The sequence below is a fragment of the Citrobacter sp. Cf136 genome (assembly GCF_030333815.1).
GTDB classification, from domain to species: Bacteria; Pseudomonadota; Gammaproteobacteria; order Enterobacterales; family Enterobacteriaceae; genus Citrobacter; species Citrobacter freundii.
The window spans coordinates 1-20,409 of the sequence record NZ_JAOWFE010000030.1; the positions used below are offsets into that span (position 1 = coordinate 1).

18 protein-coding genes and 2 pseudogenes are annotated in these 20,409 nt (G+C 52.5%); 11 read left to right on the forward strand and 9 right to left on the reverse strand.

Features of this window, described 5'->3' with window-relative positions; all coding sequences use genetic code 11:
* The first annotated feature begins 592 nt into the window (after positions 1–592).
* Positions 593–1,891: an MFS transporter gene (locus tag OGV98_RS03430; RefSeq protein WP_016150786.1), complete on the forward strand. Its 1,299-nt coding sequence runs from the start codon at positions 593–595 to the stop codon at positions 1,889–1,891.
* On the opposite strand, the gene OGV98_RS03435 is transcribed toward OGV98_RS03430, so the two are convergent.
* The 5 genes from OGV98_RS03435 to trxC all read right to left on the reverse strand — a co-directional run bounded on the left by OGV98_RS03435 (position 1,888) and on the right by trxC (position 7,610).
* Entirely contained in the window at positions 1,888–2,223 is a 336-nt protein-coding gene (locus OGV98_RS03435) for a YfiM family lipoprotein (protein ID WP_153687927.1), read from the reverse strand. The two genes, OGV98_RS03430 and OGV98_RS03435, sit on opposite strands and share 4 nt — an antisense overlap.
* A gap of 32 nt (positions 2,224–2,255) precedes the next feature.
* Positions 2,256–3,611, reverse strand: coding sequence for a CDP-diacylglycerol--serine O-phosphatidyltransferase (pssA, locus tag OGV98_RS03440; RefSeq protein WP_202581319.1), 1,356 nt, complete (start codon positions 3,609–3,611; stop codon positions 2,256–2,258).
* A 114-nt stretch (positions 3,612–3,725) separates the two neighbouring features.
* Positions 3,726–6,386 (reverse strand): bifunctional acetate--CoA ligase family protein/GNAT family N-acetyltransferase, encoded by a 2,661-nt coding sequence (locus tag OGV98_RS03450; RefSeq protein ID WP_202581071.1) that lies wholly within the window; start codon positions 6,384–6,386, stop codon positions 3,726–3,728.
* A 36-nt stretch (positions 6,387–6,422) separates the two neighbouring features.
* Positions 6,423–7,121, reverse strand: coding sequence for a tRNA-uridine aminocarboxypropyltransferase (tapT, locus tag OGV98_RS03455; RefSeq protein WP_003847051.1), 699 nt, complete (start codon positions 7,119–7,121; stop codon positions 6,423–6,425).
* Positions 7,122–7,190: 69 nt separating this feature from the next.
* The gene (gene trxC, locus OGV98_RS03460; protein WP_003037559.1) at positions 7,191–7,610 is read right to left on the reverse strand and encodes a thioredoxin TrxC; all 420 of its coding nucleotides are present in this window, start codon (positions 7,608–7,610) and stop codon (positions 7,191–7,193) included.
* Between the two features lie 207 nt (positions 7,611–7,817).
* Here trxC and OGV98_RS03465 point away from each other — a divergent pair, with 207 nt between their 5' ends.
* Positions 7,818–8,897: a tRNA/rRNA methyltransferase gene (locus tag OGV98_RS03465; RefSeq protein WP_003037560.1), complete on the forward strand. Its 1,080-nt coding sequence runs from the start codon at positions 7,818–7,820 to the stop codon at positions 8,895–8,897.
* A 33-nt stretch (positions 8,898–8,930) separates the two neighbouring features.
* Here the strand turns inward: OGV98_RS03465 and ung are convergent, their stop codons facing one another.
* A complete protein-coding gene (gene ung / locus OGV98_RS03470; RefSeq protein ID WP_286551030.1) occupies positions 8,931–9,620 on the reverse strand; it encodes a uracil-DNA glycosylase in 690 nt (229 codons plus the stop codon).
* Positions 9,621–9,937: 317 nt separating this feature from the next.
* Between ung and grcA the strand changes: the two genes are divergently transcribed.
* Positions 9,938–10,321 carry an autonomous glycyl radical cofactor GrcA gene (grcA, locus tag OGV98_RS03475; RefSeq protein WP_003037563.1) on the forward strand — a complete coding sequence of 128 codons (384 nt, stop codon included), beginning with the start codon at positions 9,938–9,940 and terminating at the stop codon, positions 10,319–10,321.
* Between the two features lie 79 nt (positions 10,322–10,400).
* Here the strand turns inward: grcA and eamB are convergent.
* Positions 10,401–10,807, reverse strand: a pseudogene (eamB, locus tag OGV98_RS03480) (cysteine/O-acetylserine transporter); the annotation flags it as partial.
* Between eamB and OGV98_RS03485 the strand changes: the two are divergent.
* Positions 10,807–11,408, forward strand: a pseudogene (locus OGV98_RS03485) (substrate-binding domain-containing protein); the annotation flags it as partial. The pseudogenes eamB and OGV98_RS03485 overlap by 1 nt on opposite strands.
* Positions 11,409–11,425: 17 nt before the next feature.
* Here the strand turns inward: OGV98_RS03485 and srmB are convergent.
* Positions 11,426–12,754, reverse strand: coding sequence for an ATP-dependent RNA helicase SrmB (srmB, locus tag OGV98_RS03490; RefSeq protein WP_003037569.1), 1,329 nt, complete (start codon positions 12,752–12,754; stop codon positions 11,426–11,428).
* A 130-nt stretch (positions 12,755–12,884) separates the two neighbouring features.
* Here srmB and trmN point away from each other — a divergent pair, with 130 nt between their 5' ends.
* Complete coding sequence (gene trmN, locus OGV98_RS03495; protein WP_003037571.1) at positions 12,885–13,622, forward strand: tRNA(1)(Val) (adenine(37)-N(6))-methyltransferase TrmN; 738 nt, start codon at positions 12,885–12,887, stop codon at positions 13,620–13,622.
* On the opposite strand, the gene nadB is transcribed toward trmN, so the two are convergent.
* Positions 13,607–15,229 carry an L-aspartate oxidase gene (gene nadB / locus OGV98_RS03500; RefSeq protein WP_003037572.1) on the reverse strand — a complete coding sequence of 541 codons (1,623 nt, stop codon included), beginning with the start codon at positions 15,227–15,229 and terminating at the stop codon, positions 13,607–13,609. The genes trmN and nadB overlap by 16 nt on opposite strands.
* Positions 15,230–15,534: 305 nt before the next feature.
* On the opposite strand from nadB, the gene rseD reads away from it, so the two are divergent.
* The 6 genes from rseD to lepA all read left to right on the forward strand — a co-directional run bounded on the left by rseD (position 15,535) and on the right by lepA (position 20,398).
* Positions 15,535–15,657, forward strand: a complete 123-nt coding sequence (gene rseD / locus OGV98_RS03505; RefSeq protein WP_223306697.1) for a rpoE leader peptide RseD — start codon at positions 15,535–15,537, stop codon at positions 15,655–15,657.
* Positions 15,654–16,229 carry an RNA polymerase sigma factor RpoE gene (gene rpoE / locus OGV98_RS03510; protein ID WP_003037573.1) on the forward strand — a complete coding sequence of 192 codons (576 nt, stop codon included), beginning with the start codon at positions 15,654–15,656 and terminating at the stop codon, positions 16,227–16,229. Before rseD ends, rpoE begins: the two co-directional genes overlap by 4 nt.
* A gap of 31 nt (positions 16,230–16,260) precedes the next feature.
* Positions 16,261–16,911 (forward strand): anti-sigma-E factor RseA, encoded by a 651-nt coding sequence (rseA, locus tag OGV98_RS03515; RefSeq protein WP_003037574.1) that lies wholly within the window; start codon positions 16,261–16,263, stop codon positions 16,909–16,911.
* On the forward strand, positions 16,911–17,867 hold the full coding sequence (gene rseB / locus OGV98_RS03520) for a sigma-E factor regulatory protein RseB (protein ID WP_003847063.1): 957 nt from the start codon (positions 16,911–16,913) through the stop codon (positions 17,865–17,867). The genes rseA and rseB overlap by 1 nt, the downstream gene beginning before the upstream one ends.
* Positions 17,864–18,328, forward strand: coding sequence for a SoxR-reducing system protein RseC (gene rseC / locus OGV98_RS03525; protein WP_003037576.1), 465 nt, complete (start codon positions 17,864–17,866; stop codon positions 18,326–18,328). Before rseB ends, rseC begins: the two co-directional genes overlap by 4 nt.
* Before the next feature lie 270 nt (positions 18,329–18,598).
* Positions 18,599–20,398, forward strand: coding sequence for a translation elongation factor 4 (gene lepA / locus OGV98_RS03530; protein WP_003037577.1), 1,800 nt, complete (start codon positions 18,599–18,601; stop codon positions 20,396–20,398).
* Positions 20,399–20,409: the final 11 nt, after the last annotated feature.

Sequence of the window (20,409 nt, forward strand, 5' to 3'; positions counted from 1 at the left end):
CAGAAGTGAAACGCCGTAGCGCCGATGGTAGTGTGGGGTCTCCCCATGCGAGAGTAGGGAACTGCCAGGCATCAAATAAAAGCGAAAGGCCCGGTCGAAAGACCGGGCCTTTTGTTTTATCTGTGGTCTGTCGGTGAGCGCTCTCCTGAGGAGGACAAATCCGCCGGGAGCGGATTTGAACGTTGCGCAGCAACGGCCCGGAGGGTGGCGGGCAGGACGCCCGCCATAAACTGCCAGGCATCAAATAAAGTGAAGAAGCCCATCCTGACGGATGGGCTTTTTTGCGTGTGTGCGGGGTAAAAACCGCAGGGCTGAACGTATTGTGCAGGCCTGATAAGCGCAGCGCATCACGCAATTCCGGCGGCAGATTGCTGGATTCGACGTAACCGCCTTAATCGACTAACAAAAGAACACTGTCTCGATCTACTACACGGATCTCTCCCTCGAACATATCTGAATCCTTTCTCTGCTAATTAAAATCGTGATCTTTCCTGCATAATAATATATAACAATTATATAACATTTAATTCACCAAAAAACACACAACCATCATTGATAAATTCATGCGATCGTTGGCAGGGGTACAATTCTAATGGCTGATAGTAGTGTAACTGAGAACGGGGCGCTGGCAGACGGCGATACCCGCCGTCGTATATGGGCGATTGTCGGAGCATCATCAGGGAATCTGGTCGAATGGTTTGATTTCTATATCTACTCTTTCTGTTCTCTTTATTTTGCTCATATCTTTTTCCCATCAGGAAATACCACCACACAACTCTTACAAACTGCCGGCGTGTTTGCCGCAGGCTTCTTGATGCGACCAATTGGAGGCTGGTTGTTTGGCCGTATTGCGGATAAGCACGGGCGTAAAAAGTCCATGTTGCTGTCCGTTTGTATGATGTGTATGGGATCGTTGGTGATCGCTTGTCTACCGGGATATGAAACTATCGGTACCTGGGCCCCTGCGTTATTACTGCTGGCCAGACTATTCCAGGGGTTATCTGTAGGTGGTGAATACGGAACCAGCGCGACCTATATGAGTGAAGTTGCCGTTGAAGGTAAGAAAGGTTTTTATGCTTCATTCCAGTACGTGACGTTAATCGGCGGACAGTTACTGGCATTGTTGGTTGTGGTCATATTACAGCACACGTTAGAAGACTCTGCGCTCAGAGCGTGGGGGTGGCGTATTCCATTTGCGTTGGGCGCCGTGCTGGCTATTGTTGCGCTATGGCTGCGTCGCCAACTGGATGAAACCTCGAAACAGGACGTTCGCGCGCTGAAAGAAGCGGGTTCCCTGAAAGGTCTGTGGCGTAATCGCAAAGCCTTTGTCATGGTGCTTGGCTTTACCGCCGCGGGTTCGTTGTGTTTTTACACGTTCACAACCTACATGCAGAAATACCTGGTCAATACAGCTGGTATGCATGCCAACGTAGCCAGCGGGATTATGACGGCGGCACTGTGTGTGTTCATGCTGGTTCAACCGCTGTTCGGCGCTTTGTCAGATAAGATTGGCCGGCGTACTTCAATGCTGTGTTTTGGCGCGTTGGCTGCGATTTTCACTGTTCCCATTCTGACAGCATTGCAAAGCGTAACATCCCCGTATATGGCGTTTGCTCTGGTGATGAGTGCCCTGTTAATCGTGAGTTTCTATACGTCAATCAGCGGTATTTTGAAGGCTGAGATGTTCCCGGCGCAGGTGCGCGCTCTGGGAGTTGGCTTATCTTATGCGGTGGCTAATGCCCTGTTTGGTGGCTCAGCTGAATATGTGGCGTTATCCCTGAAGTCTGTCGGTATGGAAACGACATTCTTCTGGTACGTCACCGCGCTGGCAGTTGTCGCGTTTTTAGTATCGCTGATGCTGCATGGGAAGGGGAAAGGTCTGCGCCTCTAGTAATGTGCCAGTTGCCAGACCGCATAGCCGGTAGACGCGCCTGCAACATCCCAGGCGAAGTCCTTCCAGCTCCAGCCGCTCCCTGCGGGACGGCTGTCCCACAGTTCTTTTGACGCGCCCAGGCTGACTGAGAACATCAGGCCGATAGCCGCACTGCGATCGCGGCTGTTGCCCTGATGTTGGGCATATTCATTGCCGGCTGCGGCAAGCATGGCGGAGGCGATGAAGTGTTGAGCTTTGTCTTGCCCACTCCACTGGTCGTTAGCCATGTGGCTGCAGCCAGAAATGGCCAGGATGCTGGTAAGAATGAACAGGCGCACCGTTGCCTCCATATGAAAAACCCCGTCACTGGACGGGGTCTTGATTACAGAATACGGCTAATTAATCTGTCGATACGAATACGGCGTAGTCGACGAATGAGCTTACGCACTTTGACTGGATAGTCAGCAATACTTTGCAGGTCGCGATAGTGCTTAACGACGGTAGTATGCGTACGGATAAGCTCCAGCTCTTTCTCGCGCTGGGGAGTCAGCTCTTGCTTAGGATCGTGGATAAGGATGGCGTTTTCCAGATCCAGACGCCAGGCGCGAGGGTTAAGGTTGTTGCCGGTGAGCAGCATCCATTTATCATCAACCCACATACCTTTCAGATGATAGGTGTTGTCATCATCTTTCCATAGGCGTACGACCAGCTGGTCGGTATTCACGTAATACTGCAATCTGCTCAGGAAACGGCGCAGATTTATTTCATACAGATAAGGCAGCGCGCCGATGATCTTGAATGGCTCATCTTCTGGAATGAAAAAGTCGTTGGCGGTTTTATCACCGACAATGATTTCAACCTTTTTCCCTTCACGCAGCAGTTGAATGATATTGCGCACCAGTATGGCGGGCAGGTTGAAATAAGGGGTACAGATTGTGAGTTTGTGCTCCGCGCAGGGCATAAGATGGAAAATGGTCTTATTTAACAGACTGGATTTCCCAAGGCCCACCAGAGGCGTAACCGAAAGCTGTTCGTTATCAGCATCACCCTGAAAATGGAATGACGCATCACGCAGTTCTTGGCGGTACAGGCGGATATCGTTTTTAATTTCCGGGCTTTTAGGTCGGTTGATATCATCAAGGCGGTTAACGCCGCGACCCTTTATCAGGTTCTGCGTAACCCAATCGAACATGATATCGGCCATTTGCGCATTGCGAATCAACTGATAACGGTCATAGCGATATTTATCATGCTGATGCAGGTAAACATCGTTCAGACTGGCCCCGCTGTACAGGACGCTGTCATCGATAATAAAGCCTTTGAAATGCAGGACGCCAAGCGCTTCACGGGTGTTAATCGGAACGCCATAAACAGGAATATCGATACCAGGGTTTTCTTGCGCCATTCGGCAATACCAGTCAGCATTAGTATTGGATGCCGCAGCCCCAATACGACCGCGCTGAGCTCTGTGCCAGTCGACAAGTACCCGGACATCCAGTTCAGGACGCTGCCGTTTTGCCGCATAGAGAGCGTCAAGTATGCCTTTACCACCGTCATCCTGTTCCAGGTACAGCGCAATAATGCAGATCCGTCGCGTCGCGCTGGCTATTTTTTCCAGCAGAGTCTCCCTGAAATTAGCGGGAGCATAAAAGAAATCTACATCATCAACTGACTGAGAAATCTTGGGTAGTTGGGCAAGGTGTTGTTGATGTTTATTACGCTTAAATTTTGACAACATCACAGTGCATTTCTTCTCTGTTCATTGAAGGGTCCTCTGTGCTATGCAGACGACATAAGCGGGCAATGATACCACCAGTACCCATTAATGTGGTCAACATTTCCAGTACCTTACTCACGATTCCTCACATTGGGCCAGATTAAGCGTTAGCCCAACAATTCCCTCTTCGAGCTGGACGTCAACAACAAACCCGAGTTTTCGGGCCAGGGCGACCATCCCACGATTGTTTGGCATCGTAATACCATTCAAACGTATAAGTCCGTGATCTCGGGTATATGCAATTAATTTTTCCATCAATCGGCGACCCAGTCCAAGCCCTTTGAGATCGGAACGAACCAGTACGGCAAACTCAGCATCTACGTTATCAGGATCCGAGATTGCTCGCGTTACGCCGAGGATCTCTTCGTGATTATCTTTACAACGCACCGCAACAAAAGCCATTTCCCGATCGTAGTCGATCTGCGTCATATTGGCTAAATCTTCGTGGGTAAATTCATTGATCTCACTGAAATAGCGATAATAAAGATCTTCTTTTGTCACTTGAGAAATGAACTGCTGTAGATGAGGTTCATCCTCCGGTAAAATGGGGCGGAACAGACAGCGCTCGCCGTTCTTCAACTCCACCCACTCTTCAAGCTGATGGGGGTAGGGACGTACAGCCAGCCTGCTTTCGTTATCTCCCGCGAAAGGGGCAATATCCAGCGTAACGTCCAGCGCGGTAAATTCTTCGGCGGAGGCCAGCAGAGGATGAATATCCAGACGCTGAATTTCCGGGCAGTCGACGATCAAGTTGGAGACCTGCACCAGAAGTTGGCTCAACCCGGCGATATCCAGCGGACGTAGTGCGCTGCGAGCGCGGATCTTTTTATTTTTGATCCCCTGGATCACCAGATAACGCGCCAGATTCATGTTCAATGGCGGCAAGGCCACCACGGCTTGCTCTTCCGGTCGCCACTCAACACCACCTTCACCCAGCATAATCAACGGACCAAATACCGGGTCGTGTTCAACGACGACGCGAAGTTCTTGAGCACCAGCGCGATTCGCCATACTTTGTACTAATAAACCGTGAATGCGTGCCTGCGGCCAGGCCATTTTTACCCGATCGAAAATTGCATTGGCAGCCTGCTGCACTTCTGTTGCTGTACGCAGGTAGAGCATTACCCCCTGAACTTCCGACTTATGCGGGATATCAGGAGAACGCAGCTTGAGCGCCACCGGGTAGCCGATTTGCTCCGCGATGTGTACGGCCTCTGCGCTGTCGCTGGCGATCCATGTCGGCAGTGTATGTAAGCCATAGGCCTGTAAAATAGGCTGAACTTCATGAGTATCCAGCGACGTTGCGCCTTCTGCAATCGCCTGTTGTAACAGATTATGCGCTTCGGCGGTGTTGGTGGTCAGATTGTCGGGTAGCGCAGGCGTTTCACGCAGTTGCTTCTGGTTACGCCGGTACTCCACCATATGCATAAATGCAGTGATAGTGCCTTCAGGCGTGCGGTAGGTTGGTAATCCGGCTTCGCTAAACAGTCTGCGTGCTTCCTGTGAGGAAAACTCTCCGCACCAGTTGGTCAGCAACGAGACGAATTTTCCTCGGGGATGATGCTTTACCGCTTCAATCAATGCCTGTGCGCTTTCGGTTCCGGGAGCGGCTGCGCTGGGTGAATGAATCACCATCAACGCGTCGAAATCCTGGCTGGCGAGCAAAATATCCAGCGTCTTAACGTAGTGTTCGCTGCTGGCGTCATCACGCAGATCCAGTGGGTTGGCGATATCAACATGTTCAGGCAAGGCATCGCGTAATTTCTGGCAGGTGTCTTCATTCAACGTCGCCAACTTGCCATTTTTTGACCACAGTTCATCTAATGCCAGTGCGGCAGGCGCGGCCCCATTGCTGATGATCATTAGCCTGTCGCCACGTAGTGGACGCATGTGGCTCAAGGTTTCGACTGCTGAGAACAGCTCGTGAGTGTCTTGTACGCGCAGTAAACCGGCGCGCTGAATAGCTGCATCCCACGCAGGGTCCATCCCGGCGCTGGTATGCAGTAAACGCTGCGCTGCAGGGCTGCGACCGCTCTTAATCACCAGAATAGGTTTATTGCGCGAGGCGCTACGGGCGGCGGAAACAAAGCGCCGGGCATCACTTAAATGTTCGAGATACAGCAATATCGCGCTGGTTTTACTGTCGCGTGCCAGGTAATCCAGTAGCTCATCAACGTCGATATCCAGGCTATCACCCAGCGCGATAAAGTAAGAAAAGCCCATTTCTCTCTGCTGTGCCCAGTCGAGTATGGTATTGGACACGGCGGCGGATTGAGAGATGAAAGCCAGCTTGCCGCGCTTAATCGGGACGGGGGAAAAGCTGGCGTTAAGTCCTTGCCAGGGTGCGAGAAGTCCCAGGCTGTTGGGACCCAGAAGACGTATGTTGTAGCGTGATGCGCAGGCCAGCAGCTCCGCGTGCTGCGCCGAGGGAGCTGAGAGAATAATGCAGGTTTTACAGCCTTTCTCGCCAAGCGCTTCGAGTAATGCCCGGTTACGGCTGGCATTGGTGCACAACACGGCGAGATCGGGGCTAAAAGGCAGGCTGTTGATATTGGGCCACGCCAGTACGCCCAACACCGCTTTCCATGCGGGCGTCACCGGTAAAACAGGTCCATTGAAACCGCCAGCAAGCAGGTTACGCATCATCAGGTAACCTGCGCGATTAGGCTTCATTGACGCCCCAATCACCGCAATGGATTTCGGTCGCAATAGTGCTTCCAGACCACGCTGACTCATATCGGCTTCCTTAATGACACCAGTGACCGAATGATTTTAAACGTTTTCTGATGAATCTGCTGTGACGTTTCCCTGATGTTGAGTTTTTCCTGCCAGGTAGCGGGTTTTAAAGCGAGTAAAATGATCGCTTAACCCTTCTGCGGCTTGCGTATCTCCCGCCAGATCCAACAAGGCGATGGCCACCTCGGCTGTGCAATATTGCCCTTCGGCGTGAACGCCACGCAGGTGGTAAGCAGAAAGGCGTGATAAATCAACAGAGATCACCGGCAGGTTATCGAGGTACGGGCTTTTGCGGAACATTTTACGCGCCTCAGGCCAGGTGCCGTCGAGCATGATAAACAATGGGGGCTTACCGGCTGGTGGCGTGAAAATCACTTCACGCTCTTCACCCGCATAGGAGGCCGGGAATACAACCATCGGCTGGTAATCCGGATTTTTTACCAGTTCCAGCAGCGCCTGCGGCGGCTCGGTACGTGACCACTGAAAAGCCGTGGTATCGGGCAGAATATCGGCAATTAAACGCCCCGTGTTGCTGGGCTTCATCGGCTCGGTATCAAACATCACCAGACAAAAGCGACTTTTTGCCTCAGAGGGCGCCAGAGTTGCGCACAAGCAGAGCTTCTGCGGCAGCAGGCAGCGTTGACAGCGGCGAACGCGATTACCTCGGGCAAGGAAAGGACGCGTGGCGCGCGCGAGGCGCTCAGCGCGTAACTGAAGAACAGCGTTATCGGTCATGGGGAAACACGTTGAAAAACGCTATTGTCGCAGAGGTGAAAACGGGGCACAAGATGCGCCCCGTAGAGATTATAATGATTCGTTAAGCCAGCTATCAAACGGGGCTTTTGGTACAGCGCCGTTAAGCATGTCGACGATTTCACCTTTTCTGAAGATCATGATGGTCGGAATGCTGCGGATACCGAAACGGGCGCTGAGTTCACGCTCGGCTTCCGTATTCACTTTAACAAAACGCACTTTGCCGCTACGCTCTTCCGCGACATCTTCAAAAATCGGGGCGAAGTTACGACATGGACCACACCAGGGGGCCCAAAAGTCAACGACCACCGGGAGATCGTCTTTTAACAGTTTATCCAGTGTCTCACCGGTCGCATTGATCACCTCCCCATCAAACAGGTCGTGACCACAGCGTCCGCATTTAGCCGCTTCCTGGACACGATCGTCAGGGATGCGGTTGATAGCCTGGCAGCTGGTACAAACGGTATTCATAACTAACCTCTGGATGAGTGGAGTGGACTTCACGGCATAAACGCCAGTATGTTTCTATTATGTTACATATTATCGGAGAGTCTGTTCTAAACAACAATGCGTTTTATTCAATGAGTACAATAGTCCTTAGCTTTTAAATGAAATAATGGCTAACGACGTGCACATCGGGTAATCTGCGCGCTTCGCGCAGAGCAGGTGGAGAAAAACATGAGCGACGAACTGAAGAACAAAAACGGCAAGGTCAAAGTGATGTACGTCCGCAGTGACGATGACTCGGATAAACGCACCCAAAATCCACGTACTGGCAAAGGCGGCGGTCGCCCCGGTACTTCCCGAGCCGAAGGCGGTCGTCGCCCTGCCCGTGATGAACGAAAGGGTCCGAACAGCGAACGTGGTCGTGAACGCGGGCGTGACCGCGATGTAGAACGCGACCGCAGACGTGAAGATTCACCGTGGCGTACCGTTTCCCGCGCACCGAATGATGACGCAGCGGATAAAGCCGATCACGGCGGTATTAGCGGTAAGAGCTTTATCGATCCTGAAGTATTACGCCGTCAGCGCGCGGAAGAAACCCGCGTTTACGGTGAGAATGCCTGTCAGGCTCTGTTCCAGAGTCGTCCGGACGCTATCGTCCGCGCCTGGTTTGTTCAGAGCGTAACCCCGCGTTTTAAAGAAGCATTACGCTGGATGGCGGCAAACCGCAAAGCCTATCACGTGGTTGACGAAGCCGAGCTGGCGAAAGCCTCTGGCACTGAACACCACGGTGGCGTCTGTTTCCTGATCAAAAAACGTAACGGTACTACCGTTAAGCAGTGGGTCGGTCAGGCAGGGGCGCAGGATTGCGTGCTGGCACTGGAAGATATCGCTAACCCGCATAACCTGGGCGGTATGATGCGTAGCTGCGCGCACTTCGGTGTGAAAGGCGTGGTGGTTCAGGATGCGGCGCTGCTGGAATCGGGGGCGGCTATCCGTACTGCTGAAGGTGGAGCAGAGCATGTTCAGCCGATTACCGGTGACAGCATTGTCGATGTGTTGGACGATTTCCGTAACGCGGGTTACACGGTAGTGATGACCTCAAGCGTGAAAGGTAAACCGCTGTTTACTACCACGCTGCCGGAAAAAATGGTGCTGGTATTAGGGCGTGAGCGTGAAGCTTTGCCAGAAGCAGCATGTTCAGCCGACGACCTGTGCGTGGCGATTGACGGTACGGGCAAGGTAGAAACGCTCAATGTTTCTGTCGCGACCGGCGTTTTGCTCGCGGAGTGGTGGCGTCAGAACAAAGCCTGATAATAAAAATGCCAGCGAATCGCTGGCATTTTTTTACTCGCTTTCTGCGGGTAATACCGGCATCCAGTCAATCGGTTTTTCACCTCGTTGTTCCAGCCATTCATTCGCCAGTACAAAGTGATTGCAACCAAAGAAACCGCGATGCGCAGAGAGTGGTGATGGGTGTGGCGCTTTCAACACATGGTGACGCTGCGCATCAATAATCGCGCCTTTCTTCTGTGCGTGAGAACCCCAGAGCAGGAAAACCACGCCTTCCCGATGTTGGTTAATCAGGCTGATGACTTTATCGGTAAATGTTTCCCACCCAAGGCTGGCGTGAGAATGTGCCTGACCGGCGCGAACGGTGAGTACGGTGTTGAGTAATAGTACCCCCTGGCGTGCCCAGTTTTCCAGATATCCGTGTGTGGGGCGGGTGAAGCCGGGAATTGTTGCTTCCAGCTCTTTGTACATGTTCAGCAACGAAGGTGGAGTGGCAATCCCCGGACGAACAGAGAACGCGAGACCGTGTGCCTGGCCTGGGCCGTGGTAAGGATCCTGACCCAGGATGACAACTTTCACGTCACCAAGCTCGGTAAAACGAAACGCGTTAAACACATCTTTTTGCGGCGGATAAATTGTCATTCCTGACTGACGCTCGCCGGCAACAGTATGCAGTGTGTTAACAAAATAAGGCTGCTGTTTTTCTTCAGCCAGCACATCGTGCCAGGTTAATTCGGTGGCCATCTCGCTCTCCTGCGAATTTTCAATCCCCCTAGCTTAACTGCTTCTTTCGACGTCGCAAAATTCTGTACGTTTCTCAATGGTCTACCCCTTAAAGATAGTTGAAAATTTATGTAAAAAGTTTAGCTGTGTACACGGCGTAAGTTGATGTAAAACAATAAAATCCACCTATCACCACTTTTCATGTGTGGTTTTTATTGATTTGAATCAAAGATTCGAGGGTGTGTGAGGGGTATATATACACTCAAGCAACAATGGTTTTACCAATTGGCCGGATGACGGCCAACCGAGATCAAATAATTTTGCCGGGGAGGCATCAAATGATTACAGGTATCCAGATTACTAAAGCTGCAAACGACGACCTGCTGAACTCTTTCTGGCTGCTGGACAGCGAAAAAGGCGAAGCACGCTGCATCGTTGCGAAAGCAGGTTTCAATGCTGATGAAGTCGTTGCTGTCAGCAAACTGGGCGAAATCGAATACCGTGAAGTACCGGTAGACGTACAGCCGGAAGTCCGCGTGGAAGGTGGTCAGCACCTGAACGTGAACGTTCTGCGTCGCGAAACGCTGGAAGATGCAGTTAAGCATCCGGAAAAATATCCGCAGCTGACCATCCGTGTTTCTGGTTATGCAGTGCGTTTCAACTCTCTGACCCCAGAACAGCAGCGCGACGTTATCGCTCGTACCTTTACTGAGAGCCTGTAAGGCTCACGGGGAATAGCCCCGTTTAGCAAAGAATCAAAAAGCGGAAGATGCCAGTGTGTCTTCCGCTTTTTTGCATCCGTTAGTAAAAGATCCTTACCGCGCAATACACCAACAGCAGCGCCAGAATGATATTCAACTGCCGGCCGTAACGGCGAAAAACGCGCTGAAAAAGATGGCCCGCCAGCGCCCAGCAGGCATTTCCGAAGGTGCCGATCAGCGCCAACAGAATACTCACTCCAATCAGCCAGTGTGCGTCCTGAGTGTACGGTAATACAAACGTGGATAACGCGGTAATGCCGTACAAAATGATTTCACGTTAACAAACTGCAAGCCAAAACTCGCCCAGAAGCTAATCGGCTCTGACCGCAAATCATCGTTTGTAGCCGGGCTGGTGGCGATCTTCAGCGCCAGCCACAGGATATAAGCTGCCCCAGCCCAACTGAGCCAATGGATGATGGCAGGATCCATAACCGCCAGTGAAAATGACGGGCGAAACGCTGCTGGCGTATAAAATGCCGCAGGTTTTACAGCGAGTTAAACAACGTGCGCCCCATCTTTACAGCCACTCAATTGTTATGTCATTCGCGATGCGTTGCTCAGTGATGAGGTCGATCTGGGGGTGTTTTATCGGGTGGGTAATGACGATGCCCTTGAGTTGATGCCGCTTGGCGATCAGTCACTGGCATTAGTTGCTTCGCCGCTGCTCCAGCACGTTAATTTTACTCAGTATAACCAGCACATTCCCTGCAGTTTTATCATTAATGAGCCGCAATGTATTTTCAGACAGCGCTTCGAGGGGCTACTGCGTAAACGACAGATTACGCTGGAAAATACCATTGAGTTATGGAGCATTGAAAGCATTAAGCAGTGCGTATCGGCAAATCTTGGGGTCAGCTTTTTGCCGCGTTTTGCCGTTGAGAGGGAGCTACGTTCAGGGGAATTGATTGAATTACCGTACAGTGAACAACCTGAGTTAATTACGGCATTGTGTGGCTATCATGCCGGAAAAGTCGTTAGTCCGGCGATGCGTGTGTTTCTTGAGTGTATTGAAGAGAGTTTTGCATCACGTGAAAAAATGCCGGGCTAAACGGCCCGGCATTCGGTTTACTCTTTGTCGGACTGCTGGGTAGCAGCTCCGCTCGGCTTACGACGTTTGCCGATATTTTTTGCATCGCGGTGACGTTTTTTCACCCGCGGCTTCTCTTTCTCTTTCGCTTTTTTCTCGGCGCGCTTCGCCAGCACTTTCTTAGATGGTTTACCGTTGGATTTCTCACTTGGCGCGCGCGTGGTTGGACGCAGTTCGTCGATGACGCGTGCTTTCAGCGGCTCGTCAATATAGCGGCTCGCTTTGCCGAGAAGCAGATGGTCGTGCGCTTCAACCAAAGAGATCGCAGTACCTTTACGACCTGCGCGACCGGTACGGCCAATGCGGTGCAGATAGGCATCGCCACTGCGCGGCATGTCGAAGTTAAACACATGGCTGACGTCAGGAATATCGATCCCGCGAGCGGCAACGTCGGTGGCTACCAGCACGTTCACGCGGCCATCGGTCAGGCGTTTAATCGCTTCATTGCGTTTGTTCTGCACCATCTCGCCTTCGAGATAGCAGTTGTTAATGCCCGCCTGGCGCAGCCAGCCTGCCAGCTCGTGCACACGCTCGCGTTTACGTACGAAGACAATCGAGCGGGTCGCTTCCGGCTGTTTTAACAGATGGATCAGCAGGGCAGTTTTGTGCTCGATGTCATCAGCACGGTAGTAAAACTGATGGATCTTCTTGCGTTCGCGGGTGGACGGATCCGCTGAGACTTCGACCGGATCTTCCAACAGACGCTCGGCAAAATCTTTAATCGCATCGCCTTCCAGCGTGGCGGAGAACAGCATGGTTTGCTTACGCCAGCGGGTTTCACCGGCGATATGTTCGATGTCCTGGGCAAAACCCATGTCCAGCATACGATCTGCTTCATCGAGAATTAGCGTCTCAACCGCATGGCAGTCGAAGTTTTCTTCTTTAATGTATTGCAGCAGACGACCCGTGGTGGCAACCACGATGTCCTGGTTTTCGCTAAAGACTTCCATGTGGTTCATGTAAGCCACGCCGCCGGTAATGGTCGCGATATCCAGATGCGTATTTTTCGCCAGCTCACGGGCGTGTTCAGCAACCTGCATCGCCAGTTCGCGCGTTGGCGTCAGGATTAAAATGCGCGGCGGACCGGATTTCTTGCGTGGGAAGTCGAGCAGGTGCTGCAACGCTGGCAGCAAATATGCCGCCGTTTTACCGGTGCCTGTCGGCGCAGAACCGAGTACATCACGGCCATCGAGCGCAGGCGGAATGGCGGCAGCCTGAATGGCGGTCGGGCGAGTGAAACCTTTTTCCTGGAGGGCATCCAGAAGGCTTTCATCGAGTTCAAGTTCGGAAAAAGTCGTTACAGTCATGTTCTACCTCTGAGTGGGGCGCTGATTATAGACGTTACGGCTGCAATCTTCATCTGTTTGTATGGATATACCTTCTCAGGTATTGTTTTTATCCTATGTTATCGTTTTTTTTCCAGGAAGGTTGTTCTTCATGCCCCAGTCTACATCCGTACTGAAACGTAATGGATTTACTTTTAAGCAGTTTTTTGTGGCACACGATCGCTGTGCAATGAAAGTCGGAACGGACGGCATTTTATTGGGGGCCTGGGCCCCCGTTGCGGGCGTAAAGCGGATCCTGGATATTGGTACCGGGAGCGGCCTGTTGGCGCTGATGCTGGCCCAGCGCACTGATGAAAACGTCATCATTGACGCCGTGGAGCTTGATGTCGACGCCGCGCAGCAGGCGCAGGAGAACATCGCGCAATCTCCGTGGATGCATCGCGTGAGTGTTCATACAGAAGATGCGCAACAGTGGATACCGCGTCAGACCGTGCGTTTTGATTTGATAATCAGCAATCCTCCCTATTATGAACAGGGCGTGGAATGCGCTACACCGCAGCGCGAGCAGGCCCGCTATACCACCTCGCTCGATCACCAGGCGTTGCTTACGCTGGCGGCGGACTGCATTACGGAAGACGGTTTTTTTTGTGTGGTGCTACCGGAGCAGATTGGTAACGCATTTACTCAGCAGGCGCTTAGCATGGGCTGGCATCTGCGATTGCGCACGGATGTAGCAGAAACCGAGGCCCGTCTACCGCATCGGGTATTGCTGGCATTCTCCCCGCAGGCCGGGGAGTGCTTTAGCGACAGGCTGGTGATCCGTGGGCCAGACCAACGTTACTCTGAAGGTTATACGGCGCTGACCCAGGCGTTCTATCTGTTTATGTGATGACTGAGCGGCGAGAGAATTGACGGGCCCGCCTCTGGAAGCTGTTCTGGGTAATCCAGCGTGTAGTGCAGGCCCCGACTCTCTTTGCGCATCATCGCGCAGCGGACAATCAGCTCGGCAACCTGCACCAGATTGCGCAGCTCCAGTAGGTTGTTCGACACACGGAAATGGGCGTAATACTCGTCGATTTCCTGTTGCAGCATGGTGATACGGCGCAGGGCGCGTTCCAGACGTTTAGTGGTGCGCACAATACCGACGTAATCCCACATGAACAGCCGCAGCTCATGCCAGTTATGCTGGATAACAACCAATTCATCTGGATTTTCTACCCGGCTTTCATCCCAGCCCGGGAGCGTGCTGACGCCGCGTGCATAAGGCATACGCCTGTCGATATCTTCAGCCGCGGACCAACCGTAAACCAGACACTCCAGCAATGAGTTCGATGCCATCCGGTTGGCGCCATGCAGGCCGGTGTAACTCACTTCGCCGATCGCATACAACCCATCGACATCGGTACGGCCAAAGTCATCAACCATCACGCCGCCGCAGGTATAGTGCGCGGCAGGCACGATGGGAACAGGTTCTTTGGTTAGATCAATGCCCAGTCCCAGCAACTTTTCATAAATCATCGGGAAATGCTGACGAACAAATTCTTCCGGTTTATGACTGATATCGAGGAACATGCAATCTGCACCCAGGCGCTTCATTTCATGATCAATGGCGCGGGCGACAATATCGCGGGGAGCCAGTTCGCCACGCTCGTCAAAATCGGGCATAAAGCGTGAACCGTCCGGGCGTTTCAGGTGCGCGCCTTCGCCGCGCAGCGCTTCGGTCAGCAGAAAATTGCGCGCCTGCGGATGATACAGCGCTGTTGGGTGAAACTGGTTAAACTCCAGGTTGGCGACGCGGCATCCCGCACGCCAGGCCATTGCAATTCCGTCACCCGAGGAAATATCCGGATTGGTGGTGTATTGATATACCTTTGACGCGCCGCCGGTGGCCAGCACTACCGACTTCGCATGGCAGGTTTCTACGGCTTCTTTATTACGATTCCAGATCCAGGCACCGACAACCCGACGCGTTCCCGGCAGACCGATTTTATCGGAGACAATCAGGTCGACAGCATTACTGCGCTCGAGAACCCGGATGTTGGGATGATTTTGTGCCTGGCTGACGAGGGTGGTTTCGACTTCTTTGCCGGTAGCATCCGCAGCGTGCAGGATGCGTCGATGGCTGTGACCGCCTTCACGGGTCAGGTGATAGCTCTCTTCACCGTTAGGCTGAACCTGCGTATCAAATAAGACGCCCTGATCGATAAGCCATTGAACGCAGGTACGGGCATTGCTGGCGACAAATTCCACCGCATGGCGATCGCACAGCCCGGCCCCGGCAATCAGCGTATCTTCAACGTGGGAGTCGATACTGTCGGTTTCATCGAAAACCGCGGCAATACCGCCCTGGGCATAAAATGTCGAGCCTTCGCTGACCGGCCCTTTGCTCAGGACAATAACCTGATGCTTTTCAGCCAGGCGCAGCGCCAGTGAGAGTCCGGCAGCCCCGCTGCCAATGATCAGCACGTCACAGGATAATTCAGGAGTCGTATTCATGATTTTTGTTTAATTTACTAAACAGTGTTTGGTCACCATAGCACCACATTGCGCGATACTGCACGTTTTATTTTTAAACGTGTTGCAATGACTAAACATGAAAGAAAAACATGATGAGGGTGAAATAGGCAAAAATATTTTGTGAAGCAGGCCGTTAGCATCAGATTATGTGATGAAATAAAGTGCCCGTTGGGTTACTCTGCAAGCGGTGAAATGGGCATTTCTGTACAGATAGTGCGTTGATCGGGTTATGTAGACTTATAATGAGAGATAAGACCTGTCTACAACATGACAAACAAAAAACAATGCGTAACGGAACTTTACGAAACTTGAGCACTCTAAGCATTTGCTTGCTCATAGTGAAGCTGATGGAGTGGCGTTTCGAAGGCGCGTGGAAATTTGGTTTGGGGAGACTTTACCTCGGATGAGCGAGCAGTTAACGGACCAGGTCCTGGTAGAACGGGTCCAGAAGGGAGATCAGAAAGCCTTTAACCTACTGGTAGTGCGCTATCAGCATAAGGTGGCGAGTCTGGTTTCTCGCTATGTACCATCGGGTGATGTACCCGATGTAGTACAAGAAGCATTTATCAAAGCCTATCGTGCGCTGGACTCGTTCCGGGGGGATAGTGCTTTTTATACCTGGCTGTATCGTATTGCGGTCAATACAGCGAAGAATTACCTGGTCGCTCAGGGGCGTCGTCCACCTTCCAGTGATATAGATGCGATTGAAGCAGAAAATTACGAAAGTGGCGGTGCGCTGAAAGAAATTTCGAACCCTGAGAACTTAATGTTGTCAGAAGAACTGAGACAGATAGTTTTCCGAACTATTGAGTCCCTCCCGGAAGATTTACGCATGGCAATAACCTTGCGGGAGCTGGATGGCCTGAGCTATGAAGAGATAGCCGCTATCATGGATTGTCCGGTGGGTACGGTGCGTTCACGTATCTTCCGAGCGAGGGAAGCTATTGATAATAAAGTTCAACCGCTTATCAGGCGTTGACGATAGCGGGATACTGGAAAAGGTATTAGGCATGCAGAAAGAAAAACTTTCCGCTTTAATGGATGGCGAAACGCTGGATACTGAGTTGCTCAAAGAGCTGGCTCACGACCCGGAAATGCAAAAAACCTGGGAGAGTTATCACCTGATTCGCGATTCCATGCGAGGTGATACTGCCGACGTTCTCCATTTCGATATTTCCGCCCGCGTAATGGCCGCCATCCAGGATGAGCCGGTACGTCAGACGGCGCCATTGATTCCTGAGGCCCAGCCAGCACCGCACCAGTGGCAGAAAATGCCGTTCTGGAAGAAAATGCGTCCGTGGGCCGCGCAGCTTACTCAAATGGGTGTGGCCGCGTGTGTATCACTTGCAGTTATTGTTGGCGTCCAGCACTATAATGGGCAATCTGAAACGTCCCAGCAGCCCGAAACGCCGGTATTTAATACATTACCGATGATGGGTAAAGCCAGTCCGGTAAGCCTGGGTGTACCTTCTGACGCGACGGCCAGCGGCGGTCAGCAACAGCAGGTACAGGAGCAGCGTCGTCGTATTAATGCCATGTTGCAGGATTACGAACTGCAACGTCGACTGCACTCTGAACAGCTTCAGTTTGAGCAGGCCCAGACACAGCAAGCCGCTGTGCAGGTGCCAGGAATTCAAACTTTAGGAACGCAATCGCAGTAATGAAGCAACTTTGGTTTGCCATGTCACTTGTGGCTGGTAGCCTGTTCTTCTCTGTCAACGCCTCGGCCAATCCTGCGTCCGGGGCGTTGTTGCAGCAGATGAATCTGGCCAGCCAGTCGCTCACCTATGAGCTGTCATTTGTCAGCATCAATAAACAGGGTGTTGAATCCCTACGTTATCGCCATGCCCGCCTGGATAACCGTCCGCTCGCGCAACTGTTGCAAATGGATGGTCCGCGCCGGGAAGTGGTACAACGTGGCAACGAAATCAGTTATTTTGAGCCAGGTCTCGAACCGTTCACGCTGAACGGCGACTATATCGTTGACTCACTGCCCTCCCTGATTTACACCGACTTCAAACGTCTTGCTCCCTACTATGATTTTATCTCAGTAGGCCGCACCCGTATTGCCGACAGGCTCTGTGAAGTGATCCGCGTTGTGGCGCGTGACGGCACCCGTTACAGCTATATCGTTTGGATGGACACTGAGACCAAGCTGCCAATGCGTGTTGATCTTCTTGACCGTGATGGCGAAACGCTGGAACAGTTCCGCGTCATCGCGTTTACTGTTAACAACGGTGTCAGCGACAGCATGCAGACGCTGGCGAAAGCCAATCTGCCGCCGTTGTTGTCAGTTCCTGCGGGTGAGAAAACCAACTTCAACTGGAGTCCGTCGTGGTTGCCGCAAGGCTTCAGCGAGGTGTCCAGCAGTCGACGTCCGCTGCCGACGATGGATAACATGCCGATCGAATCACGGCTTTATTCCGATGGTCTGTTCAGTTTCTCCGTGAACGTAAACCGCGCGATGCAAAACAGCGCCGATCAACTGCTGCGCACTGGACGCCGCACGGTTAGCACCAGCGTGCGAGATAACGCCGAAATCACTATTGTCGGTGAGCTTCCGCCGCAAACGGCGAAGCGTATCGCGGATAATATTAAGTTCAGGGCTGCACAATGATTAAAGAGTGGGCGACGGTCGTCTCCTGGCAAAATGGTCTGGCGACGGTCAGCTGTGATGTTAAAGCATCATGTAGCAGCTGTGCTTCCCGGGCCGGATGCGGGAGCCGCGTGCTGAACAAACTGGGACCACAGACCACACACACCATCGTGGTGCCCTGCGACGAACCCTTGACCCCTGGTCAAAAAGTTGAACTGGGCATTGCCGAAGGTAGCCTGCTCGGTTCGGCGATGCTGGTCTACATGTCTCCGTTGGCGGGACTGTTTCTTTTCGCGGCGCTATTCCAGGTACTGTTTGGTTCCGATCTTGCGGCATTAAGCGGAGCAGTGTTGGGGGGCGTGGGCGGATTCCTGATTGCTCGTGGATACTCTCGTAAGCTTGCTGAACGCGAAGCCTGGCAGCCGGTCATTCTGAACGTTGCTCTCCCACCCGATCTTATTCGCGTTGAAACCCAGCAGTGATATCTTTGCCTGATGGCACTGCGCTTATCAGGCCTACAGCGTCCTCAGATGCAGGCGTAGGCCGGATAAGGCGTTTATGCCGCCATCCGACAAAAGTTTCATCGACTTTGCAAAGTTGTTTCCAGTTCCCGCTATCCTTGCTCTATGAACATTTCCTCGCCTCAGCGTTGTAGTGTAGAATGCGGCGTTTCACTTAAACAGACGTTAAGCTCAGAACAGCGACTTCTCAGAGCCTGCTCAGGCGGGCGTAAGGCACAATAATTACACTATATGAAGAACATACGTAACTTTTCAATCATAGCTCACATCGACCACGGTAAATCGACGCTGTCTGACCGTATTATCCAGATCTGCGGTGGCCTGTCTGACCGTGAAATGGAAGCGCAGGTTCTCGACTCGATGGATCTTGAGCGTGAGCGCGGTATTACTATCAAAGCGCAGAGCGTGACGCTCGATTTCAAAGCATCTGATGGTGAAACCTATCAGCTTAACTTTATCGACACCCCGGGCCACGTTGACTTCTCGTATGAAGTTTCCCGCTCGCTTGCCGCCTGTGAAGGTGCACTGCTGGTGGTTGATGCCGGGCAGGGCGTAGAAGCGCAGACCCTTGCTAACTGCTATACCGCCATGGAAATGGATCTGGAAGTGGTGCCGGTTCTGAACAAAATCGACCTACCGGCCGCCGATCCTGAACGCGTAGCGGAAGAGATCGAAGATATCGTCGGTATCGATGCGACAGATGCCGTTCGCTGCTCGGCGAAAACCGGCGTTGGCGTCACTGACGTTCTTGAACGTCTGGTACGCGACATTCCGCCGCCGGAAGGTGATCCGGAAGGCCCATTACAGGCGCTGATTATCGACTCCTGGTTCGACAACTACCTTGGCGTGGTGTCGCTGGTGCGTATTAAAAACGGCACCATGCGTAAAGGCGACAAAATTAAAGTAATGAGCACCGGTCAGGTCTATAACGCCGACCGCCTGGGGATCTTTACGCCAAAACAGGTTGACCGTACCGAGCTGAAATGCGGCGAGGTAGGTTGGTTGGTTTGTGCGATTAAAGACATCCTCGGCGCGCCGGTTGGCGATACCCTGACGCAGGCGCGTAACCCGGCAGACAAACCGCTGCCAGGCTTTAAAAAAGTGAAGCCACAGGTTTACGCCGGTCTGTTCCCGGTCAGCTCTGACGACTATGAAAACTTCCGTGACGCGCTTGGCAAGCTGAGCCTGAACGACGCCTCCCTGTTCTACGAACCGGAAAGCTCTACCGCGCTGGGCTTCGGCTTCCGTTGTGGCTTCCTTGGTCTGCTGCACATGGAGATCATTCAGGAACGTCTGGAGCGTGAATACGATCTGGATCTGATCACTACCGCGCCGACCGTAGTCTACGAAGTCGAAACCACGGCGAAAGAGACTATCTACGTCGATAGCCCGTCCAAGCTGCCGCCGCTGAACAACATCTACGAACTGCGTGAGCCGATCGCTGAGTGTCACATGCTGCTGCCGCAGGCTTACCTTGGCAACGTCATCACCCTGTGTATCGAGAAGCGTGGCGTCCAGACCAACATGGTTTACCACGGTAACCAGGTGGCGCTGACGTATGAGATTCCGATGGCGGAAGTAGTACTCGATTTCTTCGACCGTCTGAAGTCGACCTCTCGCGGCTATGCGTCGCTGGACTATAACTTCAAACGCTTCCAGGCGTCTGACATGGTGCGCGTTGATGTCCTTATCAACAACGAACGTGTCGATGCGCTGGCGCTGATTACTCACCGCGACAACTCCCAGAGCCGTGGCCGTGAACTGGTTGAGAAGATGAAAGATCTAATCCCTCGCCAGCAGTTTGATATCGCGATCCAGGCGGCCATTGGTACGCACATCATCGCGCGTTCAACGGTTAAGCAGTTGCGTAAAAACGTTCTGGCGAAATGCTACGGCGGTGATATCAGCCGTAAGAAAAAGCTGCTGCAAAAACAGAAAGAGGGTAAAAAGCGCATGAAGCAGATCGGTAACGTCGAACTGCCGCAGGAAGCGTTCCTCGCCATTCTGCATGTCGGTAAAGACAGCAAATAATCTTAAGGAGT